This is a genomic window from Reichenbachiella sp. 5M10, assembly GCF_002742335.1.
In the GTDB taxonomy this organism is placed as follows: Bacteria; Bacteroidota; Bacteroidia; order Cytophagales; family Cyclobacteriaceae; genus Reichenbachiella.
Genome location: NZ_MDGR01000007.1, coordinates 458,356 through 483,573, shown reverse-complemented (window position 1 = coordinate 483,573; position 25,218 = coordinate 458,356). Strand labels below are relative to the sequence as shown.

The window sequence follows — 25,218 nt, the reverse complement described above, 5'->3', positions numbered from 1 at the left end:
ATACCCAATACTATGCCAAAAAATTATCGATTGGTCTGAAAAGGAATATCCTCAACATCCAAAACTCCCAATGCAGCTCCTATGGAATCATGAAAGTGCTGCACACCAATCTGCTCCACCAATCCCGCTCCGTGCAGCTTGTCTCGAACAGGACCTATGACAGACGTCACCTTGAAAACAATGCCTCGCCCCTTCAAATCCACAAAAATCTCACGCAATGTATCCAAGCCCGTCGAATCTATATCACTGATACTCTGAGCATCCAAAACGAAAGTCTTCATCTCTGGTTTCTCTGCGACGATTGCTGCTACTTTTTCTTTGAGAGCTGCGACATTAGCAAAATAAAGGATCGCATCGAAGCGCACGATTCCAATCTCTGGTCGATTGATCGCGTTGGCAAAACGACTGAGATTCCTAAAAAACGTAGTTTCCCCGATTTGCCCTAGTTCGGCAATATGTGGATTGTTCGTCTTGTATACCAGTACCATCAATGAAAGCACAACGCCCAGCATCACTCCCCAGACAATCCCTAAAACAATCGTCCCTACAAAAGCGACCATCAACAGGATAAAATCATAGCTATCTGTCCTGTACAATCGAACAATGCTAGGAATATCAATCAATGCCAGTACACCCACCACGATGATCGCTGCTAGGACTACCTTGGGCAGGAAGTAAAACAAAGGAGTCAAAAACAACAGTACCACAACCACGATCACGGCACTATACACCAAAGCCAAGGTGGTTTGTGCGCCCGCCTTGTCATTGACCGCCGAACGACTAAAACTCCCCGAAGTAGAGAAACTACTGAAAAATGACCCCACGACATTGCCTAAACCTAATGCCACAAGCTCCTTGTTGGCTTTGACTTCATAGCTATTGTTATGTTTGAATTGTAAGGTCTTGCCAATCGAATATGCCTCGATAAACCCAATCAATGCCAGCGAAAAAGCGATAGGTAGCAAAGAACGAATCTCGTTGATTGTCCACGAAGGCATTGCAATATCTGGGAGCCCTGCAGGCACGGTCCCCACCGTCTCTACTCCTACCTGATCCAATCCCAGCAAATAAACCAGAGTAGCTCCCCCTACCAACACCACCAACCCACTAGGCACTCGAGGGCTCCATTTCTTAAAAGCAAAAATTACTATAAAACTACCCAAGCCTAGTAGAAGAGTCCACACATCCACTTCATCCCAACGCGTCACCCATTCGATCAAGGTTCCATGCAGATGTGCGTGCGTGGACAATTGCACTCCTGTAAAATAAGACAAGTGACTCACCGTAATGATCAATACCGCAGCGTGAGTAAACCCCATAATCACAGGACGGGAAAGAAAGTTGGTCAAAAAACCCAAGCGAAAAACACCCATCATCAACTGCATCACCCCAATCATGAATGCCAACAATATCACCAACGCGATATACTCTCCACTCCCCACCACTGCCATGGACGATACTCCTGTCGCTATCAGCAATGAATCCATCGCTACAGGCCCTATCGATAGCTGTCTCGAGCTCCCAAACAAGGCATATATCAAAGGAGGAAATATAGATGCATACAATCCGTAAACAGGTGGCAACCCTGCAATCATTGCGTAGGCCATGCCTTGAGGCACGATCATCACCCCAACGGTCATACCCGCCATCACATCCCCTTTTAATTGTGCTCTGCTGTAGTGCTTCAGCGTGTGTAAAATAGGCAGCAAACGATCTATCATAGGCTAATGTAATCACTCACCACAAAACTACGCGAGATTCCGTCCTCTCGATGTAACCAATGTTACAAACCTAGAGGATCTCGATGCGATTGCGATGAAGCTCAATGCGGTCTTCCTGTACGAGACGTTTGAGCAATCTCGAAACCACTACACGTGACGTACCCAGGTCGTTGGCGATTTCCTGATGCGTACGAAAGATTTCAAAAGTCCCCGTATTTTCTTTGATGTCTAGTAAATAATTGAGCAATCTCTCGTCAAGATTCAGAAAAGCCACCGAATCCAAAGCAGACAACATCTCTTCGAAGCGCTCATGATACGATCGAAACACATACTGTCTCCAGCTCGCATACTTCATCCACTCATCCATGTACTGCAAGGGCAACATAGCAATGGCCCCTCCTGTTTCCACAATGGCCTTGATCTCACTCTTCTTTTGATTCATACAACAAGTCAAAGAAAGGGCACATGTATCTCCACCCGATATATAGTATAGAAACAGCTCATTGCCTTTGTCATCCTCCCGGATGATTTTGACACTACCCTCTAGCACTAGAGGAATGGATTTGATATACTTGCCATAATCGATCAATGTCTCACCTATCTCGAGAGTTCTCAGGATAGACCGAGCCGCTATCTCATCGATTAATTCCTTTTGAAACACACTTCCAAACTTGTTTTGCAGCAACTCTCTCATTTTCAATATTTATAAGTTCGAATAAGAACAGGCAATTCCTTCCCAAAATTCCCGAATAGTTTTTAATTATTAAATTTATATCTCTAAATTTGCGCACTTATTTTCTGACAAATCAAGAATGAAAGCGAGTAAACATTTCAGAATTGATATTTTCGGTCTCAAATTGGGATCGCATGATTTTGATTTTGAGTTTAATGAGGAGCTTTTCAAAAAGTCCGAAGGTAGTTTGATTGAGTCCGGTCATGGACACTGCGATATAGTACTGATAAAAAAGGAGCGATTGATTGAGGTCAATTTCCATATTACAGGAACTGTGGAGTTGGTATGTGACCGTAGTATGGACACTTTTGACCACCCTATAGACATAGAGGAGCAATTGATCCTCAAGTATGGTGAAGAGTTTGACGATAGTCAAGACGAGATTTGGACGATTCCAAATGGCCAGCAAAGCATCAATGTTGAAAAAAACATTTTTGACTACCTGACATTGGCTGTCCCAATGAAAAAGCTTCACCCTAGATTTGAGGAGGAGGAAGATGATGAGTACGAGCTACAGTTGGTTTACACCTCGGAAGAAGACGAAGAGGAAACGGACGAGCAAGACTCAAACGAAGAAGAAATAGATCCTAGATGGGCTCTATTGAAAAAAATTAAGAATAAGGAAAATTAAAATTATAAGAAAATGGCGCATCCAAAACGCAAAATCTCGAAAACAAGAAGAGACAAAAGAAGAACACACTACAAGTCTGAGGCGAAAAACTATGTAGTTTGTGCGACTACTGGAGAGGCACATTTACCTCACAGAGCATATTGGCACGAAGGAAACCTATACTACAAGGGCAAAGTAGTTATCGAAAAAGAAGTAGTAGCATAAGCTATTGATACTTTTTGGTAAAATATTAGAAGTCTGCTTTACAGAGCAGACTTTCTGTGTTTATATGATATGATGCATGCATACTAAGTTTTGGATGGTGCTTTGTCGTGCTTTCAAAACTGAAATAAATGCTTAAATTGCCGATCAAATGGGCCAATCACCGCTAATATTTCATCCAGAATTACCCTTAAGACAATCTGCAAATGAGTAAGATAAGAGCTGCAATAACAGGCGTACATGGCTATGTGCCAGAGTATGTATTGACCAATGCAGAGTTAGAAACCATGGTAGAGACCAGCGACGAATGGATCACTACCCGTACTGGGATCAAAGAAAGAAGAATACTAAAAGGTGAAGGGCAAGGCACCTCTGTCATCGGAATCGAGTCCTGCAAAGGCCTCCTCGAAAAAACAGGAACAGACCCCAAAGACATAGACCTCATCATCTGTGCGACGGTCACTCCCGACATGCCTTTCCCAGCGACCGCCAACATCGTAGCGGACCAAATCGGCGCTACCAATTCGTTTAGTTTTGACATGTCGGCCGCTTGCTCGGGTTTTTTGTATGGCCTATCTACTGGTGCACAATTCATCGAGTCAGGTACCTACAAGAAAGTCATCGTGATCGGTGCAGACAAGATGTCCTCGATCATCAACTACGAAGACCGCACAACTTGCATCATCTTTGGTGATGGAGGTGGGGCTGTACTCCTCGAGCCAAGTCAAGATGAAAATGGTATCGTCGATGCTATCCTCAAAACAGATGGATCAGGCGCCAACTACCTCGGAATGCCTGGTGGGGGCAGTCGCATGCCGGCCACTATCGAAAGTGTCACTGCCAAAAAACACTATGCCTTCCAAGAAGGGGCTACAGTATTTAAGTTTGCAGTGACAAATATGGCGGACGTATCGGCAGAAATCATGGAAAAAAACAACCTGACAGGAGATGACGTAGCTTGGCTCGTCCCTCATCAGGCGAACAAACGCATCATCGATGCGACAGCTAGAAGAATGGGTATTGAAGATGACAAAGTCATGATCAATATCGAAAAATACGGCAACACGACTGCCGGCACCTTGCCTCTTTGTCTATGGGACTATGAAAAACAGCTCAAAAAAGGTGACAATGTTATCTTAGCTGCCTTTGGAGGAGGCTTCACTTGGGGCTCACTTTATTTGAAATGGGCCTACGACTCAGAGTAACTAAAAACATTAAAATTCGAATTCAGAATGGCTAGTACCGCAGATTTTAAAAATGGAATGTGCATTGAATACAATCATGGATTGTACTTCATCATTGATTTTCAGCATGTCAAACCTGGCAAAGGCCCTGCATTTGTCAGAACCAAATTGAAAAACGTCAAAACGGGAAAGGTACTCGACAACACCTTCACCTCTGGACACAAAGTCAACACTGCTAGAATTGAGCGCAGAGACTACCAGTTTCTATACAAGGATGACATGGGCTACAATTTTATGGATACCGAAAGCTACGAGCAAGTATCTATCGAAGAGAGTTTGATCGATGCACCACAATTCTTGAAAGATGGCGATCCAGTGACTATGATTTTTCATGCAGAAGAAGAATTGATCTTGGGCTGTGAACTGCCCCAGCACATCCAGCTGGAGGTCACCTACACAGAACCAGGCCTCAAAGGAGACACTGCAACCAATGCCAGCAAACCAGCAACCTTGGAGACTGGAGCAGAGATTCAAGTACCGCTATTTGTCAATGAAGGTGATTTATTGAAAATAGAAAGTAAAACAGGCGCTTACGTAGAAAGAGTAAAGAAGTAATTCCTTACTCTTTTGTTGTGATATATAGGCAATGTAAAATTGCATGATTCTAGTAAATTTGTAAAAATACCCAACAGCAGCAGCTCATGGGAATCAAATAATTAAACATCAATCAAATGAAGGTTAAAGAAATTAGAGATTTGATCGACTTCCTATCGAATTCAGGTTTGGAAGAAGTAAACATTGAAACCGAAGAATTTAAGATAAAGGTAAAAAGAAGCAACGAGGCACAGATTATTGAAAAAACAATAGCTGCCGCTCCTGCTCCTGTAGCGGCTCCCGCTCCCGTAGCAGCTCCTGCACCTGTATCTACTCCGGCTCCTGCTGCCGCAGCTGCACCAGCACCTGCTGCCAACAATTACATCGAGATCAAGTCTCCGATGATCGGTACATTCTACAGATCAGCGAACCCTGAGTCTCCAGAATTTGTAAGTATCGGGGACAAAGTAGAAGTAGGTGCCCCAGTATGTATCGTAGAAGCTATGAAGCTATTCAACGAGATCGAATCAGAAGTATCTGGCACCATCGTCAAAGTATTGGTTGAAAATGCTCAACCTGTCGAATACGATCAACCTTTGTTCTTGGTAGATCCATCATAATTTTTCCTTCAATTAAATACCTCAATAGTGTTTAAGAAAATATTAATTGCAAACAGGGGAGAAATTGCTCTGAGAGTCATCAGGACTTGTAAAGAAATGGGGATCAAAACAGTCGCGGTTTATTCGACTGCAGATGCCGAAAGTCTACACGTACGCTTCGCCGACGAAGCAGTATGTATCGGCCCCCCAATCAGTGCACAATCTTACCTGGATATCAAAAAAATCGTATCAGCTGCGGAAATTACCAATGCTGATGCCATCCACCCTGGATACGGTTTCCTTTCGGAAAATGCCGAATTCTCTAGAGTGTGTGAAGAGTACAACATCAAATTCATCGGTGCGAGTTCGAGAATGATCAACCAAATGGGAGACAAAGCAACCGCCAAAGAAACGATGAAAAAAGCCGGCGTACCGACGATCCCAGGATCAGAGGGACTCCTAGAATCCGTCGAACAAGGAAAGGAAATCGCCAAGCAAATCAAATACCCTGTCATCATCAAAGCAACAGCTGGAGGTGGTGGACGAGGTATGCGCGTCATCAAAGATGAAAGCGGATTTCAGAAGGCATGGGATGATGCACGAACAGAATCAAAAGCAGCTTTCGGTAACGATGGCATGTACTTGGAGAAATTTGTCGAGGAGCCTCGTCACGTAGAAATCCAAATCATCGGAGACAGCAACGGCAAAGCCTGTCACCTCTCCGAGAGAGACTGTTCGGTACAGCGTAGACACCAGAAATTGGCCGAGGAGACGCCATGCCCTGCTACCGTCATGACTCAAGAACTCAGAGAAAAAATGGGTGCAGCAGCCATCGCAGGTGCTGAGGCTATCAAATACGAAGGCGCTGGTACAGTAGAATTCCTCTTGGACAAACACGGTGATTTCTATTTCATGGAAATGAATACTCGTATCCAAGTAGAGCACCCCATCACAGAAGAAGTCACAGACTTTGACTTGATCAAAGAACAAATCAAAGTAGCCGCTGGCATTCCGATTTCTGGAAAGAACTACTTCCCGCAGTTGCACGCCATCGAATGTCGTATCAATGCAGAGGATCCAGCAAAGGACTTCAGACCATCTCCAGGCAAAATCACCAACCTCCACCTACCGGGCGGACACGGTGTACGCGTAGACAGCCATGTGTATGCTGGCTATACGATCCCTCCCAACTATGACTCCATGATCGCCAAATTGATCATCTCTGCACAGTCTAGAGAAGAGGCACTGGTGAGAATGAAGCGAGCCTTGGAAGAATTCGTCATTGAAGGAGTCAAAACTACGATTCCTTTCCACATCAAGTTGATGGAGGACGAAATATTCAAGTCGGGTCAATTCAACACGTCCTTTATGGAGACTTTTGACATGAGCGATTTGTAATTGGAATTGTCGATTTACAATATTTAATTCGTAACCGAGTATCTTCCGTACTCGGTTATTTTTTTGCTTTGAAATACAAACTCACATATCTCCTACTGCTCAGTTTTTTACTCATACACGGGCTACAAGCCCAAGATGAACCAAAAACCAAAGCATTCATGTTTGGACTGGGATCCTCTCACTACAAGGGGGATTTGGGATCAAGCTATGCTAGTGGACAGATACTCCTCACCTTGGGGCTCAAACTCAACAATCAAAAACGGTTCAACAGCAACCTCATTCTAAACATTTCCTCCTTGCGCGGCAATGAACTAGACTATCTGTTCGAGGGCAGCACTACTGTTCCTGCCACACCCAACGAATCCTTTCGCACAAACTACTTTAGTTTGCACTACGAGGCTCAGCTCAACCTGATCCAACGAGATCGGTTCAAACTCTATCTAGCACAAGGCATTGGCATCATCCGGTACGTTCCCAAGGATGACGACTCAAACGACCTAGCCAGTCAATCCAACACTCGAGCGCTTGGAGAAGACTACCGAAACATCAGCATCATGCTACCTACACAACTCGGGTTCATATATACCCTCAACAACGACTATGGAATAGGGATACAGACTGGTTTTCTCAACACCCTAACAGACTATTTGGACAATATCTCCACTTGGGGCAACCGAGAGGGCAATGATAATGTATGGACGACCAAAGTACAATTGACTATCCCAATACGACTATAGCTCCCCCATGAAAAGATTCGTCCTTACCCTGTCCTTGCTATACTCAATGTTTCTTTCTCCCTACGCCCAACACTCTTCGAACTGGGGGGTATTCGCAGGCAGTGTGTCCAGCAAATTCGCTGGGGATCAAGCCAACAGTGCGGACGAAGTCCGTTTCAACATCCATCACACATACCAAGCAGGTCTCATGTATGAGTACGGTCTCAAAGAAGATGTCCTCCTCAACGCCCAACTAGCTTACAAAAAAATAGAAGGTACCGTATTGACCGAGAACAAAAATTACGACCCAGAAGATGAAAACAGCGATAAATTCATCAAAACGACAGAGGTCAAACTTCACTACCTCTCCTTACCAGTCTACTTCAAAATCATCAGTGACAACGGCAACTGGCAATACAGTGTAGGCTTGATCTACGACTATTTGGTACACTCCAATGGTCGCAATCTACAAACCAATCAAAGCCAAAGCCTTGTCCATTACATTCGAAATTTCAACCTATCCGCTTCTGTCAGTCTAGGGTACAAGTTTCACATCAAGAAGCAATTCTTTACCCTTGACCTAGTCTATAGCCAAGGCGTCATCAACCTGGCCGAATCCACCACATCTGCCCTACAAGACGAGCTACCACGACTCAAGACCTCCACTGCTGAAACGCGATTCACGTGGGTTATCCCTTTCAATAGCGAGCAATGATAAAAAACATGATCTATATCTGCTTGGTACTGACAAGTATCCATCCGCTCGTCGGACAAGAACTAAGTCCCAAGAAAGTTCCATACCTCAACGCACACGTCGTGAACACGCTGGAGACTATGCGTTCCCCCTTTATTCGTACCAACTTGGACTTCAACATGGGGCTTGCCACTTCTTCCAGCTTCACCACAGAGTCAGTCCAACTCGGTGACAGTGCTCTCCTCAACCTCAACAACTCCTTGGTCTATGTCGGACTGAGTATGAACTATTCTCAGCGCATCAAAGATTGGGCAGGCTTCTTCTTTCGGGTAGACTATTCTGCACGGATCGGTGCAGGAGTCCAATCCATCCTCACACAAGGAATCAACACCATCGTCACTACAGAAACCGGGGTCAAATTCAAGGTGTCTAGCAGTGATCGCCACAGATTGTCGATGTACTACTCTCTCACCAATACCCAAGCGAGCCTCGTCGATGTATCCTCCTACATCAACGACATCATCAATGACAAACCTAACCCCAGCGTCACACAAAAAACTACGTCACTTCTGAGTGGAGGTGGTTTATCCTTTTCTTATGCACTGAGCCATTGGTTAGCCTTCAACTCTGATGCAAAAATGGCCTACGGCGAGACGCTCGATAGAGGCCAATCCAAATGGCAATATTTTGTAGGAGGTAATACGGATTTTTACTTTGGCGAATTGATACAAATCCCCGTCTCGTTGGTACTAGGGGGCACTGTCAATACACAGGTCAACACATTCTCTACTCAAGGAGACATCACCGCCAATGCCTACGTAAAACTAGCCTACGCTGGATCCGATGCCTTTTTCGTCTCACTCTCCACCTACTACGGACGGACCCCCATCGAAAAAGACAACCGGCACGTAGGTGTAGTCGGCTTCCTCTTTTCTACCTCACTTTTCTTCTAGCTCCTAATCAACACCTTGAGCCTGGTCATAGACTGTCACCAGGTTTGATGCACATAAGCCTTGATTTGTTCTTCATAGATCTGTTGCACAGCTTCCAGTTGTGCAACAGTCAAATCAGGAGTAGCAGCAGCTTGAAGATTGGATTCCAACTGCTCCTTTTTGGAGGCTCCAGGTATCACACAGCTCACTTCAGGTCTGCGCAAAATCCATTTCAATGCAGCAGGCACCAATCCATCCTCTCCAAATATGGCTTTGAGATCCTCCACTGCATCCAATCCTGCCTCGAAGGGAATGCCCGCAAAGGTTTCCCCCCTATCAAACATGGCTCCTTCTCGATTAAACTGACGATGATCCTGTGGGCCAAATTGACTCTCCATATTGAACTTGCCCGTCAGCAACCCACTCGCAAGAGGGACACGAACTATCACTCCCACCTCACGTTTGGCAGCTTGCTCGAAAAACAACTCCTGAGGCCTCTGACGAAACATATTGTAAATGATCTGTACTGTACTTACATTTTCAAATTCGATGGCCTTGATCGCTTCTTCAACCTTCTCTACGCTCACACCTAGATGCAGAATTTTGCCTTCATCTTTGAGTTTGTCAAATTCTTCAAAAATCTCTGACCGATAAAACACCTGTGTCGGTGGGCAATGCAACTGAATCAAATCTATGCAGTCCAACGACAACCGCCGCAGTGAATCCTCGACATAGCTACGAAGCACTTTGGGTGTATACCCTTCATTGAGATGTGGACTGATTTGTCGACCACACTTGGTCGCGACGTAGATTCTCTTTCCTGCATTCTTGATGGCACGACCTACAGCGATTTCACTCTCCCCATCCTCATAGACATCGGCCGTATCGATAAAATTGACCCCACCCTCGATGGCTTGTGCCAAAATATTTTGCGCCAAACGGTGATCAAAACCAGAACCCCATTGTCCACCTACTTGCCAAGTACCAAGTGCCACTTCTGTAATTTCGAATCCTGTCTTCCCTAATTTTCTTACTTTCATTATTAACTTTTTCGCCTTTTGAAAGGCAATTTAACCCATGCCTCCCACGACAAGGACAGGTAAATAAACCATTCTTACTCCTTATATTTCCCAATTGGGAGAAATCTCCCCTTCCAGGCCTTATCTTGCAGAGCAAAGACAATTTTCAGCAAACACACATGTCATCAGATCAGAAAAAAGAAGTGCCAGGCGACCAGATCAACAATCCTTTGCATGGGGTAAAACTGGCAGACATGCTCGATTATTTGGTAGACCTCTACGGTTGGGAAGAACTCGGTAAACACATCCGTATCAACTGCTTCAACAATAATCAGACGATCAAATCGAGCTTGAAATTTCTCAGACGTACCCCATGGGCACGAGAAAAAGTCGAGCACCTCTACCTCAGGTCACTCCAAAAGAAAGTCAACCATGTGAGCAACCGTATCTCCAAGAAAAACTAGCAAATCACTCTACCTCCCCTCCTTTTCCCTTCAATTAGGACCCATAACTCGTCAAGGGTACCAGTTGAGCAAGACTACCTCTACTTGATCACTCCCTGCACCAACGATGGACTTGAACCGATCGACATCACTCAACCCTCCTTTGCCTCTATAGTGATAGGGTACTACTACTTTGGGCTTGAATGCCAGTACCGCATCAGCCGCAGCGTCCACATCCATGGTATAGGGCAGGTTCATGCAAACAAAAGCCAAATCAATACTGGACAAAGCTCGCATCTCCTCAATATCCTCTGTATCCCCTGAGATATAAATCCGCTTACCCCCCATGGTCAAAACATACCCATTGCCTCTCCCTTTGGGATGTCGAGAGGATTCATCCTCTGGCAAATTGTACATCGGAACCGCCTCAATCGCTACTCCTTGCACGAGCTGAGTATCTCCATTGGCCAGCACGATGACTTGTCCAAACTCGGCACTCAACTTATCAGCGACTGCTTGAGGTGCTACTATAGTGGTGCCCTGTGCTCCCAAAGCACGCAAAGCCTCAATATCCAAGTGATCACCGTGTATATCCGTAATCAACACGAGAGTGGGTGCTTGCAAGTCGTCTACTCCCTCCATGTCATGAGGGTCCGTCACCATGACTACCTCGCCATATGTGATCTGCATGGTCGCATGCCTGATAGGCGTGACGGTAACCTCTGTAGTCTCTGTAGTCAATCGAATGACCTGACCCTGTGCCTTGAGCCCCAACCCACAGCACATAAAAATAGCCCACAATATTGTTGTTTGATTTTTCATACCTTTCATTCTTTTGTAGAAAGGTAAAAAATCATAAGGACAATGCTGTATTAAAACAAACTCAACTGCCCCTCTTTCGCACGACGAAAAAGTGAGCTATCTAAAGCACTACGCTCTCGGTTCAGTCCATATTTCTTTCGTGCCAGTACAAACATCTTGGATATTTGGTCAGCATATTCTCCCTCCCCACGCATACGTACCTTGAAGCGACTATCACTGAGATCTCCTCCATGAAGTTCCTTGATTTGATGGAGGACCTTTTCTTTGCGCTCTGGAAAATGCTCCTCCAGCCACTCTTCGAAAAGCTGCCCAATGACTCCATTGAGTCTGACAATAGTATGATTGAGCATCACCGCACCATTTTCAGCTGCCTTTTCGGCGATCTTCATAATCTCAGTACTGTTGATCGCTGGGATCACAGGGGCCATCATCACGGAGACAGGTACACCACTCTCAGACAAGCGCCGGACGGCATTGAAACGAAGACCAGAGGTAGAGGTACGAGGCTCTAGTTTTTCTCTCAGTTTTTCATTGAGCGAAGTGATAGACAGCACCACGTGTACTAAATTCATCTCTGCCATCTCTGAGAGGATATCCAAATCACGTAGCACCATGGCATTTTTGGTGATGATGCCGACGGGGTTGCGGTACTCACGGCACACCTGCAAGATACTCCTTGTGATCTCCAATTTGCGCTCGATAGGTTGATAGCAATCTGTATTTCCAGACAGCAGGATAGGCTCACCTGACCAATTCTTGCTGTCAAATTTTTTGCGAAGCAGGGTCGCCGCGTTGCTCTTGACCAAGATTTTACTCTCAAAATCACGTCCTGCACTGTATCCCCAATATTCATGCGTGGTACGAGCATAGCAATATATGCAGCCATGCTCACAGCCTTGGTATGGGTTCATCGAATAACCAAAGGGTAAATCCGGGCTCTCTACTTTATTGACAATGGATTTAGGCGACACCTTCTGAAAAGAAGTCTTCTGTCTCAGTGTCTCTCCACTCAGATGCAGGTGCTCATAAAACTCTAAATCACCCTCCACTTCTTGTTTCAAGAACTGACTGGTCGGGTTGCTCTGAGCCCCTCTTCCGTGATTTTGATCTAGCATAGCATATCTGAATTCTAGATTCAAAAATGCTAATTATTTTAGTTTTATCTAAATATTATAGCTTTATTCTTCGGACCTTTCTATTAATTTTTGATCCATATTTTTAGTAGCCTTGGCTCCTAATTTTTTCATTTTCTCTGCACGACTGACCAAGTTACCTGTTCCTTCGTAAAGTTTTTTGGCTGACTCCTTGTAGACTTTTTGCGTCAAATCAATCTGACGTCCTATTCCTTTGACGTCTTCCACAAACGCTACAAACTTGTCGTATAACGCACCTCCTTGACGGGCAATTTCGATGGCATTTCGATTCTGGTATTCTTGTTTCCAAATACTGGCAATCGTGCGCAACGTAGCGATCAAGGTCGCCGGACTGACGATTACTATATTCTTGGCGTATGCATCGTTAAACAACTCTGGGTCGTATTGCACTGCCACAGAGAAAGCCGGCTCCACTGGTACAAATAGCAACACGAAATCAAGCCCCTCGACTCCATAGAGGTTTTGATAATTCTTTTCACTAAGCCCCTTGATGTGGGCTCTCATCGACAGTAGATGTGCTTTGACATGAGAATCTCTCTCAGCCTTATCATCCGTATTGACGAATCGCTCATAGGCGATCAATGACACCTTAGAATCTACAATCACGCTCTTGCTATCTGGCAAGTTGACTACCACATCAGGTTGATAGCGGTTGCCTTCTTCGTCCTTGAGAGACTGCTGAATAAAGTATTCTCTTCCTTTTTCCAAGCCAGATTTTTCCAAAATACTCTCCAAGATAAACTCTCCCCAATTTCCTTGTGCTTTGGTATCTCCTTTGAGAGCTTTGACTAAGTTTTCTGCTTCTTTGGTGATCTTCTGGTTCAGTTCTTTGAATCCTGAGATTTGCTCTTTGAGTGCCGAATTGCGCTCTATACTTTCTTTGTTGGTCTGCTCTACCTTTCGCTCAAACTCTACGATCTTGTCTCCCAGCGGCTTCAGGAGCTCACCCACTTGAAGTTTGTTCTGATCTGTAAATTTCTTGCTCTTTTCTTCGAATATTTCATTGGCCAAATTCTTAAACTCTGCCGAAAACTTCTCTCGTATTTGATTCAGTTCATCCTTTTGAGTCTTGAGTGCTTCTTGAAGGTTCTTATAGTCTGCTTCGAGGCGCGCGTGTTGATTGTTGAGTTGCATGGCCTTTTCGCGCTCAGCGCGCAACTCATCGTTGATGGAAGTGATATCTTTACCCAGCATAACGGAGCGCTCCTTCTCAGAATTGAGCTGGTATTCAAGTTCTTTGAGTCTAAATTGCTCCTCGTTGTTTTCTTCGGACTGAAACTTTGACTTGGCAAAAAACCAAGCAATCACTCCGCCCAAAACCAACCCTGTGAATAGATATATAAAATGATATGCTTCCATGAAACAAATCTAGACCAAGCCGTGCAATTTGCTCGATCGGCCAAAGAAATTCTTTTGTCGACCGAGCATCATCTACCGAATCTAGCCTTCGTAGTTCTCGTTGTCCGACAAATAATCTATATCCGAATATTTGTCCTCATAGTCGTCTCGTACGTCCTCGCGTAGATAGCCCTCACTATCATAATCACTGTCGTCGGCTATGATTTGTTCTGCTTCCAATGCTGACATGCGAATCAGGTAAATCTTGGCATCTGTCTCGAACCGAATCGCACTGATCCGCGCCCCGTCCTTGTTGGTATACTGAAACAAAAACTGGCTAAAACCTTCTGGATACACCAGCTTCATTTGCTCCTTGAGGTCATCACTCAACTTGCTATACTCCTGCGATACTCTGATTTTTTCATTGTTTTCCATGTCAGCCTGTATTTATTCCGATTTCGGATGTCAAACCTATTTTTCTCTGCTAAATAAAGATCGAAAAAATCAAATTTCAATCCATACCTATAGAAAATTATTTCACACCTAGGGAGAAAAAACTTAGAAGCAGTACTGTGTCCAAACTAGAGGTTTACTATCCACAGCCAGTCCTTCCCTATCACTGAGACGCGATAGCCATCAATCATTGTATAGTTTTTGCAAGGCTGCAAAAATCTCCATGAACCAAGCCAGTGCCACATGCAGCACGACTCCTCCCCAGATATGCCGAGAATAATACGCCAATATCCCTATCAAATACCCTCCAAAAGCGGAACTGACACACTCTGATAGCGGCTTGCCAAAGTGTAAAAACACGTACGGCCCGACCATTGCCAATACCGCATAGCCTCCCAATACCCGTGCAAACCCAATCACCAAAAAACCACGAAAGAAAAATTCGACTCCCAAAAAACTCAATCCATAAATAGACTCATAGCCTAGCAGTGTCAGCCACGCCGGCAGATCATGCTGCTCTGCAAACGACGCTCCTCCAGTCCGCTGATAGACGGGATAATAACGCCCAAGATCACCCAAAAACGACGCAAAGCCAATCCCTACAAAAACGAGTAAAATCAAAAAGGCATAGGGCTTGAAATCAAAAGGCTTGAAGTTGAGCCCGTACCAGCTCTGCTGTTCATCCCGAGGTTTTTCGTAGCAATAATAAAACACCAGCAACGGAAGCACAGTAGTCAGTATTGGTTTGAGCTTGACGAAAGTCTTGCGTAGGAACTTGCGATCATAATAGGATAAATCATCCAAGAAATACTCTTGATATGCAAAAGATCTCTCCAAGGACACCACCAAGAACCCTACAAAGAACAACACCCAAAACTCCCGTGAATACAGCCAAACCCGGTTTAGACCCAAAGCATACAGCAATCCACATACTCCCAAAAAAGGAAACGACATCCAAACAAAATACATGGGCCAACGCAACGTCGAACCATAGTACTGATCAATGTAACTATTCTCGAAATCCAAGACAAAATTGAACCCGATACATAAGGCCAAAAATACCGCGGTGAGCACATACAATCTCCGGTGAAAATACTCCTGCAAATAAGTCTGTACGTAAACGAAAAGCACTTTCATAGGACACAAAAAAATCAGCCCATAAGGACTGATTTCAGTTTTTTTTGTGGGGTGAGATTAGTCTATTTTGCCAAAGCTCTCAAACAATGTAATGGCATCTTCGATCACATCTTCTTGCTCCTCTTCGAACGCCACGAAAGCGTAGAAATTGTTGCTATTTACTGTATCGATCAATCCAAGCACGAGGTACATGAGACCGTCCTTTTGTCCCGATACGAAACCACCCGTCATACCGTCGACTTCTATCACTTCCATCTCGTCAATCTCACTCAGGTTGAGGTCTCGCTCTGCCATGTCGACGATGAACCCTGCCAAATCCTTCTCTTCGAGTTCTTTGTCATCAAAAGGATATAAAGCAAACCGAATCCCCTCACCTTCGGCTTCTAATGCATCCGCCGTATTGGTCGTGACGACAAAATCCTCTGGCAATTCAAATTCGACATTGTAAGCATCCCAGCTGTATTGTTTCCAGGCCTTTTGGGCCATTGTCTGTTGACACATTGCGCACATCAAAAGTGCAAATAAGGCAGTGGTAAACCGTTTCATACGATATCGTTAGTTTTTCAGCTAATATATGTACTATCCATCCTAGATGCAATTTGTAGATCAAGAGATCAGCCCAATATTCCTCGCAGACAAAGGCCCAAGCAAGAGAACGGGTCAGTGTATTTGATTTCGTTCGAAAATACCTATCTTCAAAGTCTATTCGCCAGTATAGAAAGAAATGATGCGTTTTTCACTTGTCAGTATACTAATCATACTCCTCCATGTGCCTAGTGTTTTGGGCCAAAACCCACTCAATCTCGAAGAAGCACTCGAAAGCCAGCGCGACATTCGCCCATTTTTGACCGTCTGGTCTGACAGTACGCGCCGCGTCACCATCCAAGAAGTCATACAACCCATCTACCAACAGCGGTTCTCGACCCAGTACACTCTCCAACCAACAGACGTGCATTGGGGCAAAATCTCTGTGCGCAATGAACTCGATCTGGTCAAGTTTTATTTCCTCTATGTCGGCAAAAACGACTTCATAGATGCCTACTACTATCGCGATGGCAAACTGATCGACCATGCCAAAAGCGGCTACCTCTACAAAGGCCGTGAAAAACACATCGACAAGGGAAGCTACTATATCCCCATCAATATCGGTCCGCAGACCACTCTCGACATCTACCTGCGTATCGAAGAGACAATCCATCATGATCCCGATTTTTCACCACGACTCTACACTATCGAACAATGGTCCGAAAAAATCATAGACAAACAAGTCTCCGACCTCATCATTCAAGGCATTTTTTGGATCATCCTCCTTTACAACCTCTTTTTGTACTTTAGTTCAAGGATACGCTCCTACTTGGACTACTCACTATACCTGCTGTCGGTCTCCGTCTCTTATCTCTTCCTCTCCAACATCCTACGAGAATTCATCCTACAGCCTTTCCCTCAATTCACACCCTACTTCATGCCTGTCATCTGCTTCACGCATATGTTTCATTGGCGCTTTGTTGTAAGCTTTCTTGACCTGCGCAACACCTACCCTAACCTCCTGCGCTACATTGGCCCCCTGCTCTATGCCAACGGACTCCTAGGCCTGGGACTATTGGTATTCATGCTGATCACCCAAAACATCTACCTCCCTGTCACAATCATCCGAATCGAAGTAGTACTCAATGTCCTCGCGGTGATTTGGCTACAATACATGCTCAGAGGTTCCAAGTACCCCCTGATGAAGTACTATTTCTTTGGGACCTTCCTACTGATTCTCTTTGCCCTCATAGAGGCGATCATCTGGGATCCCAACACCTCAACAGCCATGCTCGTCAAGTACGGGGTATTGTTCGAAATCATCATTTTCACCATTGGGTTGACCCAAAAAAGAAAAGTGATCGATGCAGAACGAGAACTGGCGTTTGACCAACAAATCAAACAATTCAAAACCAACGAACACCTCGCTCAGTGGCAAAAAGAGCAACTCGAGAAAATCATCGATAGCCGTACCGAAAAAATCAACGAGAAGAATCAAATCCTCAAACAAGCGATTCATCAAGCCGAAGCAGCCGCCAAAATCAAATCTGAGTTTCTCTCAGTGATGAGTCACGAGATCCGCACACCAATGAACGCCGTGATCGGAATGATCCATCTCCTCCTGTCCGAAAATCCAAAAAAATCACAAATGGACAATCTCAAGACGCTCAAATTCTCTGCGGAAAACCTCCTCGTCCTAATCAACGACATCCTAGACTACAGCAAGGTCGAAGCAGGAAAAATAAAGCTTGAAGACATTTCTTTCGATCTACGCGAACTCACCAAAGGCATCGGCAATGCACACGAAATCAGGGCATCAGACAACGGGATTCTATTCAACATCTTGATCGATCATCGCATCCCCTCTGCACTACAAGGAGACCCTGCACGCATCACACAAATCCTCAACAACCTCATCAGCAATGCCATAAAGTTTACCCCAAAAGGGGAAGTACGCCTCCTTATCAATCTCAAAGAGCACCGAAACAAGGTGGTCAAACTGCAGTTTATCGTCGAGGACACCGGCATAGGCATCTCCAAAGACAAAATGGAAGTGATTTTTGAGAGTTTCACGCAAGCACATACCGACACTTCTAGGAAGTTTGGTGGCACAGGGCTCGGTTTGGCCATCACCAAACGCCTCATCGCACTCTTCCAGAGCCAGATCTATGTCGAGAGTGAACTAGGAGTTGGCTCTAAATTCTTTTTCACTCTTGAGCTCAAAGAATCCTCGGCTCTAGAATCCATCATCAACTTGGATCCCGAAGACCTCACTCCTCAAGTACGAAACAAACGAGTACTCATCGTCGACGACAATGAAGTCAACCTTGTCATGGCACAGAAATTTGTCCAAAAATGGGGCATGCACTGTGAAACTGTACTTTCGGGCGAAGAAGCACTACAGGCTGTGTTCAACGAAGATTATGACATTATACTGCTCGATTTACAGATGCCCGACATGGATGGCTATGAGACTGCACGTACGATCCGATCGCTCGACAACCACTCCCTCCAGCATATCCCGATCATTGCGGTCTCCGCAGATACCTTGGATCGAGTCCATCAAAACATCACCGAAGCAGGCATAGATGACTTCATCGCCAAACCCTACAACCCACAAGACTTACTCGCCATCATCAGCAAACACCTCAATCAAAAACAAGCAACTGCCAACGAAAAAACCAAGTAAAGCCATCGAAACCTACCTCCCACGTGTTCGTCGAGAATCACTACATCACCCTCTCACAAAAACCTACGAAATATCCCACGTACATTGGGCTAATTCATTAATTTTAGCGTCCACCTTATAACAGTCAACGCGTGAAATACAGCATCGAAAATGAGCATTTTAGAGTAGAAGTCGAAGAAGTTGGTGCTGAACTCTGTAGCATCCTGTCCAAAAGTTCTCAACGAGAATACATCTGGCAAGCCGATCCTAGCATATGGGGCAGCTCTGCTCCTGTACTGTTTCCCAACATCGGAGCACTCAAAGGCGGATCATATACATTTGAGGGGCAGCGTTATCAACTCCCCAAGCACGGCATCATCCGTCACAACCCCAACGTCAAACTAATCAACCGCTCTCCGAGTAGATTGTCATTTTCGCTCTCGCACTCAGAAGAGACGATGAAAGTGTTTCCTTTCCCATTTGACTTCAAAATCAACTTTCTGTTGATGGACAACCGGCTCCAAGTCTTTCATGAAATCGTCAATATCGGTAAAGACCCCATGTATTTTGCGATAGGTGGACACCCTGCCTTCAACCTTCTATGGAAAAAAGGGGAAACGATCCGAGATTACTTCCTCGAATTTCAAGATCGCGAGACAGCAGGTATTTCGCTACTGACCAACGATGGTCTCCTCAAAAAAACAGAAACGCCTTGTTTGAAAGACACCAATAGACTCGCCTTGACCGAAACATTGTTTGACAAAGATGCCCTCATTTTCACTGAACTCAATTCGTCGGAGGTCTCAATCAAATCCAAGAAAAACAAGCATCAAATCAAGCTCAATTACGCAGACTTTCCATTTCTTGGCATCTGGTCCAAACCAGGCGCCCCCTATGTCTGTATCGAACCTTGGGACGGGTTGCCTGACTATGAGGATAGCACACAGGAGTGGCTGGCCAAGATGGGAAACATCAAACTCAAAGCAGGCAATACACACTATGCCTCTTACCAAATTCAGATTTTGGAGCATTGAGAGAACGGGGATTGGTCCCCTTGACTATTCCTAAAAAAATAGGCTTGGCGAATGAACGCCAAGCCCGAAACTTAGTATAGTACAATAGTTGAAAACAACTATTTTCTTGAATCACTTTTGAAGGACCAAGTCGTCAGAGGCTACTCCTTCGGCCCTCGCACGAATAGTCAGATCCTGTACAAACGAATGTGTACGTAGCAAAATCGTCGCTATACCTGCTTCAGCCTTCACAGGATTTTCCCCAATCAATTCGGCCTCAGCCCCATCTAGCGTGAAAGTCACCGCTCGCTCATCGGTCGGTACCAGAGTCCCATGCTGATCCACGATCTGAGCATACACGAATACCACATCGGACTGCTCCTCTGCCAAAGGTACACCAGATAGATCCACGGACAACTTGATGGTGACGGGAGCTTTAGGAGTCGATACGCTATCCTTGGCCACCACCTGTCCACCTATCTTGGCAACTGCCTTCAACGTCCCCTCTTCGAACGCCTCCAAGTCAAAAACGAAAGGAGGGAAATCCAAATCCGTCGAATACACGTCTCGCTCGACGGTCTTCTGGCCGAACAATTCGTCGTTGAGGTAGAGCATCACTTCTTCCGTATTGCTGTAGACTTTGATCTGCGGAGCAGATTCTGCCGTCCAATAGCTTGCAATCTCCACCATTGGTCCTGCCTCGCTAGCCGCAAAGTCATAATACTCTGCTGCCGGTCTCTGACTCCTATAGAAGGAAAAAGCGAATTTTGGCAAACGAAAAATATCACTGATCCCAGAGGATTCTATGTCATCGGCATAGCCCCGATTGTAATCAAACATCAGCCAGTTGGCATGCCCAATCGTACCGACGTCCTGCCCTTTGCGGTTGGAGTTTGCTGCTTCTTGGTAATTGAGAGCCTGCTGCTGGAGACGCTGTTCGCCGGCTCCTCTGAGCTGACGACTCGTACGTGCTTCCTCGGCCAAGTCCTCAAAGGCTTTTTGATTGAAGCCCGCATTCTGTGCATAATACTCCCAATCACCGTACTCTGCCACGAAGACTTTGCGCTGGCCATCTTGGTAGAAATTCCAATAATCGGGACTCTTGCCGTGCTGTCTCGCCGGGATGAATAGGTCGTAAGCGGGATGATCAATCCACCCCGCACTGTAAATATCTTGATAGGGTAGCTCCGCGTCAAGGATGGCATTGGCAGTCGTCATAAACTCGTCTGACATGCCAGACTCATTGAGTGATACCTCCCAAAAAAACACACTGGGATGGTTGCGATCCCTACGAATCATGTCTCGTATCTCTTGGTACGAATTGGCAATGAAAGCCTCATCTCCTACAAATTGCCATCCCGTGAGACAGTTCATGACGATGATCCCCAGTTCGTCACAGGCTTGCAAAAAAGCTTCATCCTGTGGGTAGTGTGACAAGCGTACCATGTCAAAGCCCGCATTCTTGATCTTGACAGCATCTCTATACTGAGCTTCGTCAGAGAGTGCATAGCCTATGTAAGGATACTCTTGATGACGGTTGGTTCCGCGTATAAATAGTTTTTCTCCGTTGAGGAAAAAACCGTCCTCGGTCAGCTCAATCTGACGAATCCCCGTTGACTCTTCGAGATGATCCACTACTTGGTCGTCTGCCTCTACCTCAATGCTCAAGGTGTAGAGTTCTGGAGATTGTGGTTCCCACAATCTCGGCTTGACAATCTCAATCGCTTGTATCAGTGTCGTATCGCTGTGCCCATGCAGCCAAGCAGCCTCCGTGCGTACTGTTGTCCCTCCGATATCTGCCGTGAACCGCACTGCACGGTCCAAATCTCCATCGTTTCGAAGATGGACTTTGACGATTCCCTTGGCCAGTTCTTTGCTCACCTCTGTGAAATGCACCAAGACTCCTCCACCGTTGACCTGATCAGCCGCCACCGCATCCGTGATGTGGATATCGTGGGTGATCGTAAGAGTCACATCGCGATAGATCCCTCCGTAGTAACTAAAGTCCAACACGTCGATGGCCTTGCCTGGAGGGATGACTGGGTTGTCTTCGTTATTGACGCGAAGACGAATGTTATTTTGCCCTACCAAGGCATAGTCTGTGACATCTACCACAAACGGCAAATAGCCTCCGACATGCTTGGTCACGAAAGTATCGTTGACCCAAATGTCTGCCTCGTGCATCACTCCCTCGAAGCGTACGAAAGCACGTTGATCTTCTAGACTCCCCAATTCAAAAACTTTTTCATACCAGCAGGTCCCCTGCCACATGTCGTTGACGACCAACGGCTCGATTCGTGCTGTATGAGGGAGTTGGACTTTGGCCCAGCCTTGTTGTCCGGTGCTATCACTAGTGAATGTCCAATTTGAATTAAAATCTGTCACACGTCGAGTAGTGATCTCCGGTGAGGAACACTGTACAAGTAGGAGAACCGCTAGTGCCGAAATTGCCGTTGTTAGTCTTTTCATCTTTTCAAAAAAATAGTAATCGTATCGAACACAATGATCTCTCATTATGCAGGGACGGAATTGTACTAATCCACCAAAAAACGACAATTCTATTACATCTCTCCATCCATGTATCAGAAACAGCGAATAAACAACCTGTCTCTCTCGATCCAAGACTGAGCTCATCACAATAAACGTACAGCAAACGTTTATGATATTTTGTGTAGTTTTGGCCTTGAATTATGAATGCAGCACAATCCCCTACCCATTCGGAATCTTATCAAGAAGCTACCCCCATCTTGGTCGCAGTAGACAATGTCATCTTTGGATTTGACCCAGACGAAGAGAAACTGAAAGTACTGCTCTTCAAAAGGCAAGTCGCTCCTCAAGCAGGGACCTGGTCGTTGATCGGGAGTTTCATCCAACCCCAAGAATCGGGCGTACAGGCTGCAGCACGTATTCTTCAAAAATTCACAGGGCTTGATGAAGTCTATCTCGAGCAGTTTCACGCCTACACACAGCCTAGCCGTGACCCAGGGGCACGTGTCATCTCTATCACCTACTACAGCCTAATTCGGATCAATGAGCAAAATGACGAGCTCGTCAATACCTACCAAGCCCGATGGTTTGACCTGACAGACATCCCCCCACTCGTCGTAGATCACAACCACATGGTACAAGATGCACTGACACATCTACAGGGCAAGATCAAGCGCAAACCGATTGGTTTCAACCTCCTTCCTGATGAGTTTACCCTACCCAAGCTGCTCAAACTCTATATGGAGATTTACCAAGCTCCCATAGACGACAGAAACTTCCGAAAGAAAATACTCTCTACAGGAATACTGGATCGCTTGGACAAAAAAGACAAGAGTGCTTCCAAGAAGGGTGCGTTTCTCTATCAGTTCAACGAAGAGAAGTACTTTTCTCTGGTCGACGATGGGTATGATATCGCATTTCTATGAAGCCTCCTACCTCCCAAGCGCACATTGAAACGCTAGGCTGTCCACCCCCTCTTCCTGTCAATCTCTGACACCACTCCCTCTCTCTGACACTAGACACTCACTCGTCCCCTATACTACGGGCCCTCTTTCCCTTCCAAAAACAAGCCTATACAGCGCCCAATGAGTGATTGTACGATTTTGTACCCCATTCTGAATTTCTAGATTTTTGATTCTCACTAACTATGAGTCAGAAAACTAAATATTCATACTATGTATAAAATTTTATCAAAAAACGTAAAAATCAAGAGTACTTGGGCGGCAGGAGCCCTCATACTATTCGCTTCCGTATTCGTCTCATGTAGTGAAGACGAAGGCGACACTACAGCCCCCATCCCTACGATCACAGCTATCAGTGTAGAAAGCGGAGAGCCAGGTGACGCGATCACGATTACTGGTACAGATCTCGACGATGCAGAGTCGGTGACATTCGGCGGTGTCCCCGCTACAATCACCTCCAATAGCACTACAGAAATCGTCACTTCCGTACCTGAAGATGGTGTGACAGGCAAAATCAGAGTCACTACACCTGGAGGAGTAGCAGAGACTCAAGTGGATTTCAGTGTGATCGTCGTAGGAGCGGCTGTCGTGTCAGAAATCAGCCCCAAATCTGCACAAATAGGTGAACAAATCACCATCACGGGTACAGACATGCTGACCGTCACCTCTGTCAAAATAGGTGAAGTAGAAGCCACCGTGGCAAGCACGACAGAAACTACCGCAATCGTCACTATCGCAGAGGGATCAGCCCTTGGTCTCAGCACCCTCACGATCGTCAATGACGGAGGGACAGCGACTACCTCGACAGAGATGCACAAATTCTATGTGATCAAAATGATTGACGAGATCTACCAGGAGACTTTCGACAGTGAAGATCCAAACGTGATCGGTATGACTGGTAGTGCAGACGTAGAAGAATCAACCGTGCATGGGCTCAGCATAGATGTATCCGAAGACGCTACGGATCTACCACCAGCGATCGACGGGACGTTCTTTCACATGGAAGGATACAGCAGCACAGAGATCAGTACCAGCTACATGGCACAACTTGGATTGCGTACGCAGGACGTGGGTACATTTGCGGACTTCTTTGGTGACAACCTCGATGCAAAAGATGTGTATTTCAACATCCAAATCAACTTTGGCGAGTTGCCAGAGGGCTACACCGAGTCCGAAGGCGCTGTAGTCGCTGGTTTGAGATTCAGGTTCGAAGGCGATGATTACGAATGGCAACCTACCCTCCAAGAGATACACGACATGGGCTATGAAGCGGATGAAAATGGCTGGTACAGCCTCTCTGTCCCTGCCACGGCTTTCGATGACGATGCAGCAATTGGCACTTTCGATTTCAAAGACATGACCAGGTATGCAGTCGCCCAAAGAAGAAACTACGGCACGGGTACTGCCTTGCCTCTAGGACCAGACACTGGATCTATCTTAGCGACTTTGAGCTTCGATAACGTGAGCATCTCAATTGGTGGTCCATTGAGCTACTAAGTTCAGCTTCGAAAACACAATAAGTTGGTTTAACTCTATGCCGGGAAGATTACTTCTCGGCATTTTTTATACCTCGTAGCAAAAGCCCATCACAAAATTAGGAATCAAGGATTGCAGGCCAAAACCGCAGGCCTGCTACCTACAAAGAATCTCTGTACCAACAGCGACGGGTGTATGGATGGTAATCCCTAGACATATGAGCTCTTTCCCTCTCTCCGTCCCCATATGAAAGAAAGAATACCTCCATCTCTCCTCCGTCCTATCCTTTGGGTCATCGAGCATACTCCTAAAAATCTA

General features: G+C 45.6%; 24 protein-coding genes. 14 read left to right on the top strand and 10 right to left on the bottom strand.

Annotated elements, in window-relative coordinates; genetic code table 11:
- Nucleotides 1-23: 23 nt before the first annotated feature.
- Both BFP72_RS02010 and BFP72_RS02005 read right to left on the bottom strand, forming a co-directional pair.
- Nucleotides 24-1,721 carry a SulP family inorganic anion transporter gene (locus BFP72_RS02010; RefSeq protein ID WP_099597516.1) on the bottom strand — a complete coding sequence of 566 codons (1,698 nt, stop codon included), beginning with the start codon at nucleotides 1,719-1,721 and terminating at the stop codon, nucleotides 24-26.
- A gap of 70 nt (nucleotides 1,722-1,791) precedes the next feature.
- A complete protein-coding gene (locus tag BFP72_RS02005) occupies nucleotides 1,792-2,415 on the bottom strand; it encodes a Crp/Fnr family transcriptional regulator (protein WP_099597515.1) in 624 nt (207 codons plus the stop codon).
- A 118-nt stretch (nucleotides 2,416-2,533) separates the two neighbouring features.
- Here BFP72_RS02005 and BFP72_RS02000 point away from each other — a divergent pair, with 118 nt between their 5' ends.
- The 9 genes from BFP72_RS02000 (at nucleotide 2,534) to BFP72_RS01960 (ending at nucleotide 9,424) form a co-directional block, all read left to right on the top strand.
- A complete protein-coding gene (locus BFP72_RS02000; RefSeq protein WP_099597514.1) occupies nucleotides 2,534-3,085 on the top strand; it encodes a DUF177 domain-containing protein in 552 nt (183 codons plus the stop codon).
- Between the two features lie 12 nt (nucleotides 3,086-3,097).
- Nucleotides 3,098-3,289 (top strand): 50S ribosomal protein L32, encoded by a 192-nt coding sequence (rpmF, locus tag BFP72_RS01995; protein ID WP_099597513.1) that lies wholly within the window; start codon nucleotides 3,098-3,100, stop codon nucleotides 3,287-3,289.
- 203 nt (nucleotides 3,290-3,492) lie between these two features.
- Nucleotides 3,493-4,491, top strand: coding sequence for a beta-ketoacyl-ACP synthase III (locus tag BFP72_RS01990; protein ID WP_099597512.1), 999 nt, complete (start codon nucleotides 3,493-3,495; stop codon nucleotides 4,489-4,491).
- 27 nt (nucleotides 4,492-4,518) lie between these two features.
- A complete protein-coding gene (gene efp / locus BFP72_RS01985) occupies nucleotides 4,519-5,085 on the top strand; it encodes an elongation factor P (RefSeq protein ID WP_099597511.1) in 567 nt (188 codons plus the stop codon).
- A gap of 116 nt (nucleotides 5,086-5,201) precedes the next feature.
- Nucleotides 5,202-5,684: an acetyl-CoA carboxylase biotin carboxyl carrier protein gene (gene accB, locus BFP72_RS01980; RefSeq protein ID WP_099597510.1), complete on the top strand. Its 483-nt coding sequence runs from the start codon at nucleotides 5,202-5,204 to the stop codon at nucleotides 5,682-5,684.
- 27 nt (nucleotides 5,685-5,711) lie between these two features.
- Nucleotides 5,712-7,061 (top strand): acetyl-CoA carboxylase biotin carboxylase subunit, encoded by a 1,350-nt coding sequence (accC, locus tag BFP72_RS01975; protein WP_099597509.1) that lies wholly within the window; start codon nucleotides 5,712-5,714, stop codon nucleotides 7,059-7,061.
- Nucleotides 7,062-7,129: 68 nt separating this feature from the next.
- Nucleotides 7,130-7,798, top strand: coding sequence for a hypothetical protein (locus BFP72_RS01970; RefSeq protein ID WP_099597508.1), 669 nt, complete (start codon nucleotides 7,130-7,132; stop codon nucleotides 7,796-7,798).
- A gap of 7 nt (nucleotides 7,799-7,805) precedes the next feature.
- Nucleotides 7,806-8,492: an outer membrane beta-barrel protein gene (locus BFP72_RS01965; RefSeq protein WP_099597507.1), complete on the top strand. Its 687-nt coding sequence runs from the start codon at nucleotides 7,806-7,808 to the stop codon at nucleotides 8,490-8,492.
- Entirely contained in the window at nucleotides 8,489-9,424 is a 936-nt protein-coding gene (locus BFP72_RS01960) for a hypothetical protein (RefSeq protein ID WP_099597506.1), read from the top strand. The genes BFP72_RS01965 and BFP72_RS01960 overlap by 4 nt, the downstream gene beginning before the upstream one ends.
- 35 nt (nucleotides 9,425-9,459) lie before the next feature.
- Here the strand turns inward: BFP72_RS01960 and BFP72_RS01955 are convergent, their stop codons facing one another.
- The gene (locus BFP72_RS01955) at nucleotides 9,460-10,443 is read right to left on the bottom strand and encodes an aldo/keto reductase (RefSeq protein WP_099597505.1); all 984 of its coding nucleotides are present in this window, start codon (nucleotides 10,441-10,443) and stop codon (nucleotides 9,460-9,462) included.
- A 158-nt stretch (nucleotides 10,444-10,601) separates the two neighbouring features.
- On the opposite strand from BFP72_RS01955, the gene BFP72_RS01950 reads away from it, so the two are divergent.
- Complete coding sequence (locus BFP72_RS01950) at nucleotides 10,602-10,886, top strand: VF530 family DNA-binding protein (RefSeq protein WP_099600656.1); 285 nt, start codon at nucleotides 10,602-10,604, stop codon at nucleotides 10,884-10,886.
- A gap of 51 nt (nucleotides 10,887-10,937) precedes the next feature.
- Here BFP72_RS01950 and BFP72_RS01945 read toward each other — a convergent pair whose 3' ends face one another.
- The 6 genes from BFP72_RS01945 to BFP72_RS01920 all read right to left on the bottom strand — a co-directional run bounded on the left by BFP72_RS01945 (nucleotide 10,938) and on the right by BFP72_RS01920 (nucleotide 16,270).
- The gene (locus tag BFP72_RS01945; RefSeq protein ID WP_099600655.1) at nucleotides 10,938-11,687 is read right to left on the bottom strand and encodes an MBL fold metallo-hydrolase; all 750 of its coding nucleotides are present in this window, start codon (nucleotides 11,685-11,687) and stop codon (nucleotides 10,938-10,940) included.
- Between the two features lie 50 nt (nucleotides 11,688-11,737).
- The gene (locus BFP72_RS01940) at nucleotides 11,738-12,802 is read right to left on the bottom strand and encodes a PA0069 family radical SAM protein (RefSeq protein ID WP_099597504.1); all 1,065 of its coding nucleotides are present in this window, start codon (nucleotides 12,800-12,802) and stop codon (nucleotides 11,738-11,740) included.
- 63 nt (nucleotides 12,803-12,865) lie between these two features.
- Nucleotides 12,866-14,200, bottom strand: coding sequence for a DNA recombination protein RmuC (gene rmuC / locus BFP72_RS01935; protein ID WP_099597503.1), 1,335 nt, complete (start codon nucleotides 14,198-14,200; stop codon nucleotides 12,866-12,868).
- A gap of 81 nt (nucleotides 14,201-14,281) precedes the next feature.
- Nucleotides 14,282-14,614: a hypothetical protein gene (locus BFP72_RS01930; protein WP_099597502.1), complete on the bottom strand. Its 333-nt coding sequence runs from the start codon at nucleotides 14,612-14,614 to the stop codon at nucleotides 14,282-14,284.
- A gap of 201 nt (nucleotides 14,615-14,815) precedes the next feature.
- Entirely contained in the window at nucleotides 14,816-15,769 is a 954-nt protein-coding gene (locus BFP72_RS01925) for a CPBP family intramembrane metalloprotease (RefSeq protein WP_099597501.1), read from the bottom strand.
- A gap of 57 nt (nucleotides 15,770-15,826) precedes the next feature.
- On the bottom strand, nucleotides 15,827-16,270 hold the full coding sequence (locus BFP72_RS01920) for a hypothetical protein (protein ID WP_143519900.1): 444 nt from the start codon (nucleotides 16,268-16,270) through the stop codon (nucleotides 15,827-15,829).
- Between the two features lie 223 nt (nucleotides 16,271-16,493).
- Between BFP72_RS01920 and BFP72_RS01915 the strand changes: the two genes are divergently transcribed.
- Both BFP72_RS01915 and BFP72_RS01910 read left to right on the top strand, forming a co-directional pair.
- Nucleotides 16,494-18,983, top strand: a complete 2,490-nt coding sequence (locus tag BFP72_RS01915; RefSeq protein WP_099597499.1) for a hybrid sensor histidine kinase/response regulator — start codon at nucleotides 16,494-16,496, stop codon at nucleotides 18,981-18,983.
- A gap of 131 nt (nucleotides 18,984-19,114) precedes the next feature.
- Nucleotides 19,115-19,996, top strand: a complete 882-nt coding sequence (locus tag BFP72_RS01910) for an aldose 1-epimerase family protein (protein WP_099597498.1) — start codon at nucleotides 19,115-19,117, stop codon at nucleotides 19,994-19,996.
- 111 nt (nucleotides 19,997-20,107) lie between these two features.
- Here BFP72_RS01910 and BFP72_RS01905 read toward each other — a convergent pair whose 3' ends face one another.
- Nucleotides 20,108-22,444 carry a glycoside hydrolase family 2 TIM barrel-domain containing protein gene (locus tag BFP72_RS01905; protein ID WP_158233240.1) on the bottom strand — a complete coding sequence of 779 codons (2,337 nt, stop codon included), beginning with the start codon at nucleotides 22,442-22,444 and terminating at the stop codon, nucleotides 20,108-20,110.
- A gap of 221 nt (nucleotides 22,445-22,665) precedes the next feature.
- Between BFP72_RS01905 and BFP72_RS01900 the strand changes: the two genes are divergently transcribed.
- Together BFP72_RS01900 and BFP72_RS01895 are read left to right on the top strand one after the other, a co-directional pair.
- On the top strand, nucleotides 22,666-23,388 hold the full coding sequence (locus BFP72_RS01900; protein ID WP_099597496.1) for an NUDIX domain-containing protein: 723 nt from the start codon (nucleotides 22,666-22,668) through the stop codon (nucleotides 23,386-23,388).
- Between the two features lie 249 nt (nucleotides 23,389-23,637).
- Complete coding sequence (locus BFP72_RS01895; RefSeq protein WP_099597495.1) at nucleotides 23,638-24,921, top strand: IPT/TIG domain-containing protein; 1,284 nt, start codon at nucleotides 23,638-23,640, stop codon at nucleotides 24,919-24,921.
- Nucleotides 24,922-25,218: the final 297 nt, after the last annotated feature.